Genomic DNA, 14524 nt, shown 5'->3' with positions numbered 1-14524 from the left:
ACGTGACACGCTCTTCCTCCCCGGGGCCTCTGCCGCCTCTGCTGCCTCAGCAGTTGCCGCGGTCCGCCGTCAATAGGCCCTGCACGGTGGCCAGGGTGCGGTCATAGCACCCGGCCGAGCCGTACAGCCGGTAGCGCTCACTCGTCGTACCGACCGCGTGGCGCTGGTCGCGCGGCACGTTCGCCGTATACGTCGTGTCGCCTGCGTAGGTGTCGTCTAGCCGTGACCACGCGGTGCGCCGCCCGCCGCGCTTTTCGTCGACCACCGCCCGGTCGCCGAGTGTCAGAACGGTGCGCAACCGGTCGCCCGCGCCCAGCGTGGTCGTCCCGTCCATCGTGTAGGTGCGCTGCGTGTGGGTCACCGTGGCCGGCCCCCGTCCGTCGACGGTGACCGTCTCATCGTCGCTCCAGGTGGCCTTGAGTCCGTCCGTGTTCTCGCCGTCGGTCCAGCGGTGCACGGAGGTGTTCGCCAGCTTGCGGCTCACCGTGGTCTTCACTCGGCCGTGCGAGGTGTCCACGTACCCGGCGACCGTCAGCCGGTGACTTCCTTGGGTGTCCAGACGGTGTTCCGAACAGGGTGTGTACGTAGAGGAGTTGGCGAGAGTGCCCGCCTTGACCTCTGTCAGCGCGCCGCTCACGTGTACCTTCTTCGCGTCCTGCCAGACGAGAACGTTGACCGGTGTGCTCCATCCGGTCTGCCCCTCGGGGACACCCACGACGGAGACATCGATCCGGTGCGGGCGACCGTCGTTGAGGAGCCCCGCGAACGGCGTCAGGTCGTACTCGATGGGCTTGATGTCAAAGGCGCGCGGACCCGGAATCACGTACCAGAGGAAGGGGTTGGACCAGCCGCCCGTCCATACGGTCGGAAACGGCTCCGCGATACCGGCGAGTTGGCCGTCGACCTTGATCTGCACTTCCCGGTAGGGGCCGTTGTCGGCCTTGCAGGAGTACGGCGCCGAGTCGGGCACCGTCAGATACCAGTACTCCTCGCAGCCGCCGCCCGACCCTGTCGCGTACACCTCGGCGACGATGCGCTCGCTGTTGCGCGGTGTGGTGAGGGCGCCGTCCTGGAGGGTGAGGACGCGGTCGGGAGCCGCGGCCGTGGCCGTGGCCTGCTTAGGAGTGCCTTCGGCGGCGTAGAACGTCAGGGTGACCTTGACGTCGATGACGCCGGTGTACGTGTCGTCGACAACGTTGCCGATGAGCATCTCGACGGGCTGTTCGGCGCGCAGAGTGTCGCTGTACCGCGTGACGTCCTTCTCGACGGACCACTCGATGCCGTCGGGCGAGGGCTGGGGAGTCGACGTACGGAAGATCTCGACGCCGCCGACGTGGAGGTAGCCGAGACGGTCGTACTGCCGTCCCTTGACCTTGCCGTCGAGCCGCAGCACGACCTTGCTCCATCGGTCACCGCAGTCGCCGGGTGGTGCGTAGTTGCCCTCGTACGGCGTGAAGTCCTTGAACTGTGCCTGGGCGACAGTGACTTCACATGAGCGCGTGTCGGGCTTGGCGACGGGCGGTGCCGCGGTCAGCGGGTCGTGCCAGTCGGTGCCGAACTCGGCGGGCGGGTCGGCGGCTTGGGTGGCGGATTCGGCGGGTGGGTCGGCGGATTGGGCGGCGGACGCCGGGCTCGCCCCGAGGAGCGTGCTCGCCAGGAGGGTCACTCCGGAGAGCATGGACATGATGATCCGTCTTCTCATGGGCGGTGTTCTACGGGGAGTTGGCGCCGACCGCAATGGCCCCTCCCTTCACACCCACCTCGCGCAGGCCCTCAGATCCCCCTTGTCGCCCATCACCCCAACAGGACGAAGCCGATCGGGTATGCGGCAGTAGAGCGAGGCCGATTCCTTGCCCTGCGGCGAAAAATCGTTTGCTTTCGACCACGCTCCGACGCGAACCTTTCACGGTTTGTTGCCAACAGTTGCCGAGCTTCGCGGTCGATCGACTGCGGATTCCACGGCCACGGTTTCCCCCACCCCCTGACACGAGCCACTGGGACGTCATGCAGATTCAAGACCTTCCGTACCCCGACCCGGGAGTGGCTGACGCGCGCTCGGGTCCCCGATTCCTGTGGTGGCTCGGCCGGAACCAGCTCGGTGGGCAGTTCAAGGCCCTCGCCTGGGGGCTGCTGCACTTCGTGTCGGTCGCCGGGCTGCCGTTCTGCGTAGGCCTCTCCGTCCAGGCCGTCGTCGATCGCTCCGGCACACGGCTGGCGCTGACCGGCGGGGTGATGGTGCTGTGCGGCGCCGGCATCGCGCTGGGCGAGACCATGCTGCACCGCGCCGCGGTCACCAACTGGATCCTGGCCGCCGCACGCGTCCAGCAGTTGCTGGCCCGAAAGACCGCCCAGCTCGGCTCCGCGCTGACCCGCCGGGTCGCGGCCGGCGAGATCGTCGCGGTCTCCACGGGTGACGTCGAGAAGATCGGCTGGTTCGTGGAGGCGGTGTCCCGGTTCACGGCGGCGGCGCTCACCATCGTGCTGGTCTGCATCGGTCTGGTCGTCTACCAGCCGGCCCTCGGCGTGCTCGTCGCCGTGGGCGTGCCCGTCCTGGCACTCGCCGTGCTGCCGCTGCTGCCCCGCGCCACCCGGCGCGCCGACTTCCAGCGCGAGAAGGCCGGCCGCGCCACCGAGCTGGCCTCTGACACCGTCGCGGGCCTGCGGGTGCTGCGCGGCATCGGCGGCGAGGAACTGTTCCTCGACCGCTACCGCCGCGCCTCCCAGGAAGTCCGCCACGCCGCCGTACGCAGTGCCCGGATGTGGTCGCTGATCTCCGCGATCCAGGTGCTGCTGCCCGGTCTGCTGCTGATCGCCGTCATCTGGCACGGCGTGGGTCTGGCCCGCGACGGCCGGATCACGGTCGGCGAACTGGTCACCGTGTACAGCGCGGTCATGCTGCTCACCTACCCGCTGCGGCACTTCGAGGAGATCGCCATGGCGTACTCCTTCTCGCGCCCGTCCGCCAAGCGCGCAGCCCGGGTGCTGTCTCTCGAACGCGCCATGGACAGCGACGGGTCACTAGCGGCAGAGGCGCCGACCGGGGATCTGTACGACCCCGCGACCGGCCTGCTCGCGCCCGCCGGGCAGCTCACCGCCGTGGTGTGCGGCGACCCGGACGTGGCGGGCCTGCTCGCCGAGCGGCTGGGCGGACATCCCGGCGTCGAGGGCACGTCGGCGCTCCTCGGCGGAGTACCGCTGGACGAACTGCCTCTCGACTCGGCCCGCACCGCCGTCCTCGTCCAGGACAAGGACCCGGTGCTGCTGTCCGGCTCGCTGCGCGAGCTGCTCGACGTGCCCTCCTCGGGCGCGGTGACCGCCATCGAGGCGCTGGCGGCCGCGCAGTGCGGCGACGTGCTGGACGCGCTCGGCGAGGGGTCGCTGGACACGGAGGATCCGATGGACGCCCGCCTCACCGAACGCGGCCGCTCCCTTTCGGGCGGCCAGCGCCAGCGTCTCGCACTGGCCCGGTCGCTGATCACCGATCCCGAGGTGCTCGTCCTCGACGAACCGACGTCCGCCGTCGACTCGCACACCGAGGCACGGATCGCCGACGGTGTCCGCTCCCTGCGCACCGGCCGCACCACAGTGGTCTTCACCTCCTCGCCGCTGCTCCTGGACCACGCGGACCGGGTCGTGCTGGTGCACGAGGGCGAGGTCGCGGCGGTCGGCATACACCGCGAGCTGCTCCACAGTGAGGCGCGGTACCGCGCCGTGGTGACCCGGGAGACCGACGAGGAGGCCTCCGCGGGCGGCGCCCTGGCAGCCGTACTCAAAAAAGAAGCCGCGCTGGAAGAGCTGGAAGAGATCGACGCAGACGTGCTCGAAGACGTACTGGAAGAAATCGAGGAGACCGCATGATCGGCCTGGCGCCACCGGCGTACGATCCGGCGGCCCCGACGACGGCGAACACGCTGCCCGTCGGCGCCCCCGCGACCGTACGCGCCTACGTGGCCGAACTGTTCCAACGGCACCGCCGGGCCTTCCTGTTGCTCGTCACCGTCAACACCGTGGCCGTCGTGGCCTCGATGGCCGGGCCCTACCTGCTGGGCTCGGTCGTCGAGAGGGTCTCGGACCAGGCGCGTGAGCTCCATCTGGAACGCACGATCGCGCTGTTCGTCCTCGCCCTCGTCGTACAGTCCGTGTTCGTACGTCAGGTGCGGCTGCGCGGCGCGATGCTCGGCGAGCGGATGCTGGCCGACCTGCGCGAGGACTTCCTCGTACGATCGGTGGGACTGCCGCCCGGCGTGCTGGAGCGGGCCGGGACGGGCGACCTGCTGTCCCGCATCACCACGGACATCGACCGGCTCGCCAACGCGATGCGCGAGGCCGTGCCGCAGCTGGCCATCGGCGTCGTGTGGGTCGCCTTGCTGCTGGGCGGACTCGCGGTGACGGCACCGCCGCTCGCCCCCGCCGTGCTGGTCGCCGTACCGCTCCTGGTGGTCGGCTGCCGCTGGTACTTCAAGCGCGCACCGTCCGCCTACCGCTCGGAGGCCGCCGGCTACGCCGCCGTGGCGAGCGTCCTCGCCGAGACCGTGGACGCCGGGCGCACCATCGAGGCCCACCGGCTGGGCGAGCGCCGCATCGACCTGTCGGATCGCCGGGTCAAGGAGTGGACCGCCTGGGAGCGCTACACGCTCTTCCTGCGCTCGGTGCTCTTCCCCGTCGTCAACGTCACCCATGTCACCGTCCTCTGCTCGGTCCTGATGATCGGCGGGGTGTTCGTCCTGCGGGGCTGGATCGACGTGGGCCAGCTGACGACGGGCGCGCTCCTCGCGCAGATGCTCGTCGACCCCGTGGGACTGATCCTGCGTTGGTACGACGAGCTGCAGGTCGCCCAGGTCTCGCTGGCCCGGCTGGTCGGAGTCCGGGACATCGAGCCCGCCGCGGGTGACCCCGGGGTGGCCCCGGACGGGCGTGACGTGCGCGCGGACCAGGTGCACTTCAGCTACCGCGCCGGCGTGGACGTCCTGCGAGACGTCTCCCTGGCGGTCGCGCCCGGCACCCGGCTCGCCCTGGTCGGCCCGTCCGGCGCGGGCAAGTCCACGCTGGGCCGCCTGCTCGCCGGGATCTACGCGCCCCGGGACGGCAGGATCACCCTTGGCGGCGCCGAGCTGTCGCGGATGCCCGCCGAGGAGGTGCGCTCGCACGTGGCCCTGGTCAACCAGGAGCACCACGTCTTCGTGGGCTCCCTGCGCGACAACCTGCTGCTCGCCCGGACGGGTGCCGTCGACGCCGAGCTGTGGGCGGCACTCGGCGCGGTCGACGCGGACGGCTGGGCCCAGGCCCTGGACGGCGGCCTGGACACCGAGGTCGGCTCGGGTGGGCTGGCGCTGACTCCGGCCCAGGCCCAGCAGATCGCGCTGGCCCGGCTGGTGCTCGCCGATCCGCACACACTGGTCCTGGACGAGGCGACCTCGCTCCTCGACCCCCGTGCGGCCCGTCACCTGGAACGCTCCCTGGCCCGCGTGCTCGACGGCCGCACCGTGGTCGCCATCGCCCACCGACTGCACACCGCTCACGACGCGGACATCATCGCTGTCGTCGAGAACGGCCGCATCAGCGAACTCGGCAGCCACGACCAGCTGGTCGCCGCCGAGGGTGCGTACGCGGCGCTCTGGCGGTCCTGGCACGGGTGAGTGAGCGGGCCGAGCCGGTCCAGGTGCGCCCGTGGACACCCATGGGCGCACCTGGTCGGGCCGTGTGCCGTTGCGCGGTGCCGAAGGGGGGTGGAAGGCTGGATGTGGACACCGGCCCGGGGAACCCCCCGAAACCACCCGGTTCGCGCCGGGCGACGCCTGTGTCCAACGGCCCGCGCGCCCGCCGTCGAGCGCGGCGCTACCGGGCCCGGCCCGCACCACCTGGAGGTACCCGTGGACAGCTCCGACGGATGGGGAGACGACGTCTACCAGCCCGACGGATCCGAGGTACAGGACGACGAGGGGCTGCTCGACGCCGAGGACACCCTCGACTCCGACGGCGTCGGTGATCCCCTCGACCGGGGCTGGTCCCCGCCGGAGCGGCCCTGGGCGGTGGAGCACTCCGGGGTGACCGCGGCGGAACGCCAGCAGGGCGAGACCCTGGACGAACGTCTCTCCGAGGAAGTCCCCGACATCGCCGAACCAGACGGAGACGGCATCGGCGACTTGGAGGACACCGACGGCGAACCTCTGGACAACGAGGTGGGTGACCTCCGCTCCGGCCGTCTCGTGGCCCCCGACGAAGGAGCTCACGAGGACGAGGAGAGCGAGCTCTTCGCCACGGACATAGGGATCGACGGCGCCGCGGCCTCCGCCGAGGAGGCCGCGATGCACATCGTCGACGAGGACTCCCCGTAGAGCTGACCGGGCCCCACCACTCCCCCGCAAGGAGCATCCACCATGCAGCAGGACAAGCAGCCCGACTACCACCCCGTCGTCTTCCGCGACCGCGCCGCCGGCTACGCCTTCCTCACCCGCTCCACCGCGACGAGCGACAGGAACATCGACTGGGACGACGGCGAGACCTACCCCGTCGTGGACGTCGAGATCTCCTCGGAGAGCCATCCGTTCTACACGGGCAAGGCACGGACGGTGGACACGGAGGGGCGGATCGCTCAGTTCGAGCGGCGGTACGGGGGCGGGGACCAGAGCAGTAACGGGGCCGGTACGGCATGACCGCGTGACCCGGTCACTCAGAAGACCCCGGTCACTCAGAAAACGTTGAGCGCCGCCGCACACCCCACCCCGCCCAGCAGTATGAACACCGGCATCAGGACCTTGAGCTCCACCCAGCTGCCGGCCCGGAAACGGAGCATCTTGGGCGGGCCGATCGGGTACCAGCGCCTGCGACCGACCGGGATCGGCCACAGGATCGGGCAGCCCGAGACCGTCAGGGCGTCCCCGATGTCGTGGACCAGGGCTCCCAGGACGATCGGCAGCCCGAGCCACAGGTACTCCTGCCCCGGGTCCGTGAACAGCCAGTCCGCGCCGTTGCCCGGCTTGTCCAGGATTCCCGCGAGGATCCAGGCGCTCGTCGCGGCCAGCAGCCACACCAGGACATCTGCGCTGGAACCGCGGGTCGCCCGCCAGAGCAGCCCCTCGATGGCGAGCACCAGGTGCACGAAGAGGATGGCCAGGACCGCCCAGCGGCCTCCCGTGATCGCGGCGACCGAACCGCCCGCGCCGAGCAGCACCGCCCATAGCCAGGTGTGCGTCAGCGTTCGATGCCCGCCTGAGCGGCGCGGGTCGCCCGGCTTGCGTGTTCCCTTGTAGACGGCGTACGAAAGCTTGTCGACGACCTCGCACATCCACTTGGAGAGGGGTCCGAAGGCGCGCGAGATAGTGGCCGCCTTGTGGTCCAGGTCGGGGGCGAGCGCGGCGCCCGCGCAGATCAGCGCGCCGACCAGGAGGACCGGCCAGGGCATGGCATGACCGGCGGCGGCCGCCGCCGCTCCGACGCCGAGCCACGTCGCGGCTCCCGACAGTGAGTGTGCTGGTCCCATCATGGCCGTTCCCCGCCCCATTCCTCTTGTGCCGCTGTCCAGTTGCCCGCATGCGCTGACGCTGCGTCGGCGCCACAGCGTAGCGTTCGCGATCTTCGGACGAGCATCCGATTCCCCCATCGAGTGGGTTCACAGGCAAGATGGGTGCGTGACCCTTATCGATCAGCTGCCGCAGACCGCAGACCCCGACGCCCTCTACGAAGCCTTCGAGTCGTGGGTCGGGGAACGCGGTCTCACCCTCTATCCCCACCAGGAGGAGGCGCTGATCGAGGTGGTCTCGGGTGCAAATGTGATCGTCTCGACACCCACCGGCTCGGGCAAGAGCATGATCGCCGCGGGGGCGCACTTCGCAGCGCTCGCCCGCGACGAGGTCACCTTCTACACCGCGCCGATCAAGGCGCTCGTCTCGGAGAAGTTCTTCGAGCTGTGCAAGATGTTCGGCACCGAGAACGTCGGCATGCTGACCGGCGACGCCTCCGTGAACGCCGATGCCCCCATCATCTGCTGTACCGCCGAGGTGCTGGCTTCCATCGCGCTGCGCGACGGCAAGCACGCCGACGTCGGCCAAGTCGTGATGGACGAGTTCCACTTCTACGCGGAGGCCGACCGCGGCTGGGCGTGGCAGATCCCGATCCTGGAACTGCCACAGGCGCAGTTCATCCTGATGTCGGCGACACTCGGCGACGTCTCGATGTTCGAGAAGGACCTCACTCGGCGCACCGGCCGTCCCACGTCGGTGGTCCGCTCGGCGACCCGGCCCGTGCCGCTGTCCTACGAATACGTGCTGACGCCGCTGACGGAGACCATCACCGAGCTGCTGGCGACCAAGCAGGCTCCCGTCTACATCGTGCACTTCACACAGGCGCAGGCCGTGGAGCGGGCGCAGGCACTGATGAGCATCAACATGTGCACCCGTGAGGAGAAGGACCGGATCGCCGACCTGATCGGCAATTTCCGCTTCACCACCAAGTTCGGCCAGAACCTCTCCCGCTACGTCCGCCACGGCATCGGCGTGCATCACGCGGGCATGCTGCCCAAGTACCGACGGCTCGTGGAGAAGCTGGCCCAGGCGGGTCTCCTGAAGGTCATCTGCGGTACGGACACCCTCGGCGTCGGCGTCAACGTCCCCATTCGCACCGTGCTGTTCACGGCGCTGACGAAGTACGACGGCACCCGGGTCCGGACCCTTCGTGCCCGCGAGTTCCACCAGATCGCCGGCCGCGCCGGACGCGCGGGCTACGACACCGCGGGCTTCGTCGTCGCTCAGGCGCCCGAGCACGTCATCGAGAACGAGAAGTCGCTCGCCAAGGCCGGCGATGACCCGAAGAAGCGCCGCAAGGTGGTGCGCAAGAAGGCTCCCGAGGGTTTCGTCGGCTGGACGGACAACACCTTCGAGAAGCTCATCACCTCCGAGCCCGAGCCGCTGACCTCCCGATTCCGGGTCACCCACACGATGCTTCTTTCGGTGATCGCCCGGCCCGGGAACGCCTTCGAGGCGATGCGGCACCTGCTGGAGGACAACCACGAGCCGCGCAAGCAGCAGCTGCGGCACATCCGGCGGGCGATCGCCATCTACCGCTCGCTTCTCGACGGCGGCGTCGTCGAGAAGCTCGACAAGCCGGACGCCGAGGGCCGCATCGTGCGGCTCACTGTCGATCTGCAGCAGGACTTCGCGCTCAACCAGCCGCTGTCGACCTTCGCGCTCGCCGCGTTCGAGCTCCTGGAGCCCGAATCCCCCTCGTACGCTCTGGACATGGTGTCGGTCGTCGAGTCCACGCTGGACGATCCGCGGCAGATCCTCGCGGCCCAGCAGAACAAGGCGCGCGGTGAGGCCGTGGGGGCGATGAAGGCGGACGGCGTCGAGTACGAGGAGCGCATGGAGCGGCTCCAGGAGGTGTCGTACCCCAAGCCGCTGGAGGAGCTGCTCTTCCACGCCTACAACGTCTACCGCACGAGCCATCCGTGGGTCGGTGACCATCCGCTGTCGCCGAAGTCCATCATCCGTGACATGTACGAACGGGCCATGACCTTCACGGAGTTCGTCTCCCACTACGAACTCGCCCGTACCGAGGGCATCGTCCTGCGCTACCTCGCCAGTGCTTACAAGGCCCTTGAGCACACCGTCCCGGACGACCTCAAGTCCGATGACCTGGAGGACCTGATCGCCTGGCTGGGCGAGATGGTGCGTCAGGTCGACTCCAGCCTCCTGGACGAGTGGGAGCAGCTCGCCAACCCCGAGGTGATGACGGCCGAGGAGGCCCAGGAGAAGGCCGACCAGGTCAAGCCGGTTACCGCGAACGCCCGCGCCTTCCGCGTCCTCGTCCGTAACGCCATGTTCCGGCGCGTCGAACTCGCAGCCCTCGACCATGTGAACGAGCTCGGTGAGCTGGATGCCGACTCCGGCTGGGACGCCGATGCCTGGGGGGAGGCGATGGACAAGTACTGGGACGAGTACGAGGACCTCGGCACCGGCCCCGACGCCCGTGGCCCCAAGCTGCTGTCGATTGTCGAGGAGCCGCAGAACGGCCTGTGGCGCGTCCGGCAGACCTTCGCCGACCCCAATGGCGATCATGACTGGGGCATCAGCGCGGAGGTCGATCTCGCGGCCTCCGATGCCGAGGGCCTCGCGGTCGTCCGGGTCACCGACGTCGGCCAGTTGTGAGCACAGGAGAATCCCACACATGACGAATCCAGCCGAGAGCCTTGTCGATCTGCTCGACCTGGAGCAGATCGAGGTCAACATCTTCCGTGGCCGCAGCCCGCAGGAGTCACTGCAGCGGGTGTTCGGCGGCCAGGTGGCCGGCCAGGCGTTGGTCGCCGCCGGGCGCACCACGGAAGGCGACCGGCCGGTGAACTCTCTGCACGCGTACTTCCTGCGCCCGGGAATCCCGGGCGTGCCGATCGTGTACCAGGTCGAACGGGTCCGGGACGGGCGGTCGTTCACCACCCGTCGCGTCACCGCCGTGCAGCAGGGCCGCACGATCTTCAATCTGACCGCCTCCTTTCACAAGCCTGAGGAAGGGAGCTTCGAACATCAGCTGCCGCCGGCCCGCGAGGTCCCGGATCCGGAATCGCTGCCGACGTTGGCGCAGGAGATCAAGGAGCATCTGGGCGCGCTCCCCGAAGCGTTGGAGCGCATGGCACGGCGCCAGCCTTTCGACATTCGCTATGTGGACCGGCTCCGCTGGACGCCCGAGGAGATCAAGGACGCCGAGCCGCGTAGCGCGGTGTGGATGCGCGCCGTCGGGCCGCTGGGCGACGACCCGCTCGTGCACACCTGCGCGCTGACGTACGCGAGCGACATGACCCTCTTGGACGCCGTGCGCATTCCGGTGGAACCGCTGTGGGGTCCGCGAGGTTTCGACATGGCGTCGCTGGACCACGCCATGTGGTTCCACCGGCCGTTTCGGGCGGACGAGTGGTTCCTGTACGACCAGGAGTCCCCGATCGCGACGGGCGGTCGCGGGCTGGCCCGCGGACGCATCTATGACCAGGCGGGCCGATTGCTCGTCTCGGTTGTCCAGGAGGGGCTTTTCAGAGCTCTGTAGCGAAGTGCTCTGGTGCTCTGGTGCTCTGGTGCTCTGGTGCTCTGATGGTCAGGGGGTCTTGCGGCGCAGCCAGCGGAGCAGCTTCCGCGGTCGCTCGTGCTCCTCGGGTTCCTCGGGCTTGGGGCGGTCCGGCGGGGCGATCGGCCCCGGCCGGGAGGGCATCGGCTGCGGGGCCATCGAGGGTGAAGGAGTCGCCTGTGCGGCAGTCGGCTGTGAAGCCCTTGGCGCAGGGCGCGGAGCAGGGCGAAGATCGCGGGCTTCGGCGAGAAGCTGGCCCAGGTCTGCCCGGAGCCAGCTGATCTCGTCGGGATCGCCGGCCGTCATGATCCGTGAAGCGGTCTGTGCAGCGGGAGAGTCGGGTGTGCCGTGGGAGGCGCGTTCGGGCCGGAGCCGGTTCACATAGGCGCGCTCGTGCGGATCCCTGACGATCTCGGCGACGTCGACCGGGTCGAGCAGGGACGCCACGATCGCGGCCCGCTCCCAGGAATCCTCGCTCTGCCGCAACAGGAATCCCATGTGGCGCCCCCGCCAGTTACGGGGACGGAGGTCCAGGCCTTCGTCCAGTTGGTCCCGGAGCCCTTCGGGTGTACGGCCGCTCAGCAGCCTGGCGTTGTCCTTGTCGGCCGCGAACTGCCGCAGCTCTTCCGCCCGATACAGCCACACGACCGCCCGGTAACGGTTGAGGTAGAACTTCACCGGAACCACCAGACCCAGCCGCGCGAGACGCGTGAACCTGGCGGTCGTCACCTCCATAAGAGCGGCTCCCTCGGTCGTGCCCACGGCCTTGACGCGATCCCGCAGGGCCTTGGGATAGCCGTCCTCGGAGCGCACCCGGTCGATCTCCGTGCGGGAGACTCGGCGTCCTCCTCCCCCTTCGTCGGGGATGGTCCGGACGCACCCGAGGTGTACCGCTAGGTCGAACTCACCGCGCTTGAGGTCGAGTTCTCGCGCGGCACGGCTGAGCGCGAGGGTCGGTCGGCGTGTCCCTGTGCCTGCCGGGTCTGCGGCAGGAGTGGCGGGCACGGAGGTGCCGACCGCAGACGTGGCGGTTTGCGTGATGGCCGTGATGGTGTTGCCGGACATGGCGATTCTCCCCCGTCGTACGAGTTGCTCGCGCTGGCGTGCGCTTGCCTCGGGAAAAACCGTAGCCGGTTCGGCGGATCTCGCGTCGAGCCTGTAGATAACTCGGGCCGTGACGACGTATGCGCAGGTCAGAGGTCTTCGACGGGTGCGCTCTCCGGATGTCGCTCGTCCACGCCGAGGTGCTCGCCGACACGGTTCACGAGCAGGGTCATCTCGTAGGCGACCTGGCCGATGTCGGCCTCCGCGGCGCTGAGAACACACAGACAGCTGCCGGCGCCCGCCGCGGTGACGAAGAGCACCGCGTCGTCGAACTCGATCATCGTCTGGCGCACCTGACCCGCACCGAAGTGGCGGCCGGAGCCCTTGGCGAGGCTGTGCAGACCTGACGAGACGGCTGCGAGATGTTCGGCGTCCTCACGCCGAAGTCCCGTACTCGCGCCCCTCACCAGCCCGTCGTTGGAGAGCACCAGCACGTGCCGTACGTGTGCGACGCGCTCTGTGAGGTCGTCCAGCAACCAGCCGAGTCCCGTCTGCGCCATGATCCGGTCTCCCCGTGGTGTCTCTCCCCCTGACCGGAGGATCTGACCAGCCAGCCTTCACCACAGCCGCTGCCCCGGCAAGGAGGATGGGGGCATGGCACAGAAGATGACCGACGAGCAATGGCGGGCGTTCGTCTCGCACGGAACCCGCACCGGAAAACTGTCGACCGTCCGAGCCGACGGAAGACCGCATGTGGCGCCGATCTGGTTTCTGCTGGACGGTGAGGACCTGCTGTTCAACACCTCGAAGGAGAGCGTCAAGGGACGGAATCTGGCCCGGGACGGGCGGGTCGCGTTGTGTGTGGACGACGATCGGCCGCCCTTCGACTTCGTCGTCATCGAGGGACGGGCCGAGCTTTCGGAGGATCTCGACGAACTGCGGCACTGGGCCGCCCGGATCGGCGCCCGTTACATGGGCGAGGAGCGGGCCGCGGAATTCGGTGAGCGCAACGGGACTCCCGGTGAACTCCTCGTGCGCGTAAGGATCAGCAAGGTTCTGGCCTACGCCGCGGTGGCCGACTGAGAGTCGCGATCCGCCCGCGGACGGGCCAAGGCCCTTCGGAGCGGCCGCGAGGTGTCTCAGCCGACGGAGTCGAGCAGCCGGGCGGTGTGAACCCGCCCGGCGTACTCCACAAGACGAATCAGCACCTCCTTCCCGGAGTCGCGGTCACGGGCGTCGCAGAGCACCACGGGCGTGCCCTGATCGAGATCGAGGGCACGGGACACGTCCTGAGCGCCGTAGGAACGGGCGCCCGTGAAGCAGTTGACGGCCACCACGAACGGGATGTGCCGGTGCTCGAAGTAGTCCACCGCGGGGAAACAGTCCTCGAGCCGCCGGGTGTCCGCGAGGACGACGGCACCGAGGGCGCCCTGTGAGAGCTCGTCCCACAGGAACCAGAACCGGTCCTGGCCGGGGGTTCCGAAGAGATAGAGCGAGAGACCGGACCTGATGGTGATCCGGCCGAAGTCCATGGCGACGGTAGTCGTGACCTTCTGGTCCACGCCGTCGGTGTCGTCCACCGACTGTCCCGCCTCGCTCAGCAGTTCCTCGGTGCGTAGCGGCCTGATCTCGCTGACCGCGCCCACCAGGGTGGTCTTGCCCACGCCGAATCCACCGGCGACCAGTATCTTCAATGCCAGGGCGGTCATGTCACCATCCGAGGCATCGGAGTTCTCGGAGACCATCGATCACTTCTCTCGGGAGTGCCCGCAACGGTCGACGTGGGTACGTCCGTGCGGGGTCCGGGTCGGTAGCTCTGTGCGGGTGCGCGAAGTCAGCATCATGACAACTCCGGTCCCCCTACGAGGGATTGGACCGTTATTAGTCCGTTGGGGCCGCCTCCCGCTCATCCGGTATCCGGATGTGCCAGCAAATGGGCGCAAGACAGGGCGACTTGGTTCACTGGCTACTTGGCTGTCGCTGACTTCGTTCTTCCTTGCCTGGCTCATCTAGAGCGCCCTCAGTCCATCGATCACCTCGCGGAGGATCCGCTCGTCGGGCAGTTGGGCGGGAGGCACCGGGCGGCTCACCGTGACGCAGCCCAGTTCCAGTAGATCGCCCAGGAGCACCCTGACCACGCCCACCGGCAGGTCGGCGTCGGCGGAGAGTTCGGCCACCGACTGTGTCTCGATACGGCACAGTTCGATCAAGGCCCGGTGTTCCGGTCCCAGTGAGGTGTCGTCGTCGACGCCAGGTGCGCTCGTGTCGAGCGTGACAAGGGCGATCAGGTCGAAGCGCACACCCGTAGGGCCGGGTTTGGTGCGGCCACCTGTCATCGCGTAGGGGCGGACGAGGGGGCCGGCCTCGTTGTCGTACCACTGGCTGCCCTCCTGCTGAAGGGCGCCCGACGTGTCCTCGGTCATCTGCTCCGACC

13 protein-coding genes are annotated in these 14524 nt (G+C 69.0%); 7 read left to right on the top strand and 6 right to left on the bottom strand.

Translation table 11 applies throughout. The annotated features are described in order from the left end of the window. Positions 1-46: 46 nt before the first annotated feature. Entirely contained in the window at positions 47-1702 is a 1656-nt protein-coding gene (locus AB0N66_RS28495) for a peptide-N4-asparagine amidase (protein WP_365440278.1), read from the bottom strand. Between the two features lie 302 nt (positions 1703-2004). Between AB0N66_RS28495 and AB0N66_RS28490 the strand changes: the two genes are divergently transcribed. The 4 genes from AB0N66_RS28490 to AB0N66_RS28475 all read left to right on the top strand — a co-directional run bounded on the left by AB0N66_RS28490 (position 2005) and on the right by AB0N66_RS28475 (position 6653). Beyond that, the gene (locus tag AB0N66_RS28490) at positions 2005-3858 is read left to right on the top strand and encodes an ABC transporter ATP-binding protein (protein WP_365440276.1); all 1854 of its coding nucleotides are present in this window, start codon (positions 2005-2007) and stop codon (positions 3856-3858) included. Beyond that, positions 3855-5636, top strand: coding sequence for an ABC transporter ATP-binding protein (locus tag AB0N66_RS28485; protein WP_365440274.1), 1782 nt, complete (start codon positions 3855-3857; stop codon positions 5634-5636). The genes AB0N66_RS28490 and AB0N66_RS28485 overlap by 4 nt, the downstream gene beginning before the upstream one ends. 234 nt (positions 5637-5870) lie before the next feature. Beyond that, positions 5871-6335 carry a DUF5709 domain-containing protein gene (locus AB0N66_RS28480; protein WP_365440272.1) on the top strand — a complete coding sequence of 155 codons (465 nt, stop codon included), beginning with the start codon at positions 5871-5873 and terminating at the stop codon, positions 6333-6335. A 42-nt stretch (positions 6336-6377) separates the two neighbouring features. Continuing rightward, positions 6378-6653 (top strand): type B 50S ribosomal protein L31, encoded by a 276-nt coding sequence (locus AB0N66_RS28475; protein WP_365440270.1) that lies wholly within the window; start codon positions 6378-6380, stop codon positions 6651-6653. A 35-nt stretch (positions 6654-6688) separates the two neighbouring features. Here the strand turns inward: AB0N66_RS28475 and AB0N66_RS28470 are convergent, their stop codons facing one another. Then, positions 6689-7483 (bottom strand): metal-dependent hydrolase, encoded by a 795-nt coding sequence (locus AB0N66_RS28470; RefSeq protein WP_365440268.1) that lies wholly within the window; start codon positions 7481-7483, stop codon positions 6689-6691. A 145-nt stretch (positions 7484-7628) separates the two neighbouring features. On the opposite strand from AB0N66_RS28470, the gene AB0N66_RS28465 reads away from it, so the two are divergent. Both AB0N66_RS28465 and AB0N66_RS28460 read left to right on the top strand, forming a co-directional pair. Next, positions 7629-10142, top strand: a complete 2514-nt coding sequence (locus AB0N66_RS28465; RefSeq protein ID WP_365440266.1) for a DUF3516 domain-containing protein — start codon at positions 7629-7631, stop codon at positions 10140-10142. Between the two features lie 19 nt (positions 10143-10161). After that, positions 10162-11028 carry an acyl-CoA thioesterase II gene (locus AB0N66_RS28460; RefSeq protein ID WP_365440264.1) on the top strand — a complete coding sequence of 289 codons (867 nt, stop codon included), beginning with the start codon at positions 10162-10164 and terminating at the stop codon, positions 11026-11028. Positions 11029-11076: 48 nt separating this feature from the next. Here the strand turns inward: AB0N66_RS28460 and AB0N66_RS28455 are convergent, their stop codons facing one another. Continuing rightward, positions 11077-12111 carry a DUF6397 family protein gene (locus tag AB0N66_RS28455; protein WP_365440262.1) on the bottom strand — a complete coding sequence of 345 codons (1035 nt, stop codon included), beginning with the start codon at positions 12109-12111 and terminating at the stop codon, positions 11077-11079. 128 nt (positions 12112-12239) lie between these two features. Then, entirely contained in the window at positions 12240-12650 is a 411-nt protein-coding gene (locus AB0N66_RS28450; RefSeq protein WP_365440260.1) for a roadblock/LC7 domain-containing protein, read from the bottom strand. Between the two features lie 94 nt (positions 12651-12744). Here AB0N66_RS28450 and AB0N66_RS28445 point away from each other — a divergent pair, with 94 nt between their 5' ends. After that, entirely contained in the window at positions 12745-13173 is a 429-nt protein-coding gene (locus AB0N66_RS28445; RefSeq protein ID WP_365440258.1) for a PPOX class F420-dependent oxidoreductase, read from the top strand. 56 nt (positions 13174-13229) lie between these two features. On the opposite strand, the gene AB0N66_RS28440 is transcribed toward AB0N66_RS28445, so the two are convergent. Both AB0N66_RS28440 and AB0N66_RS28435 read right to left on the bottom strand, forming a co-directional pair. Continuing rightward, positions 13230-13835 (bottom strand): ATP/GTP-binding protein, encoded by a 606-nt coding sequence (locus AB0N66_RS28440; RefSeq protein ID WP_365440256.1) that lies wholly within the window; start codon positions 13833-13835, stop codon positions 13230-13232. 264 nt (positions 13836-14099) lie between these two features. After that, on the bottom strand, positions 14100-14513 hold the full coding sequence (locus AB0N66_RS28435; RefSeq protein WP_365440254.1) for a DUF742 domain-containing protein: 414 nt from the start codon (positions 14511-14513) through the stop codon (positions 14100-14102). Positions 14514-14524 lie beyond the last annotated feature (11 nt).

Origin of the sequence: Streptomyces sp. NPDC093544, assembly GCF_040683495.1 — a bacterium.
Taxonomy (GTDB): Bacteria; Actinomycetota; Actinomycetes; order Streptomycetales; family Streptomycetaceae; genus Streptomyces.
Note: the sequence above shows the minus strand (reverse complement) of the source record. Positions and strands in the feature narration are given on the sequence as shown.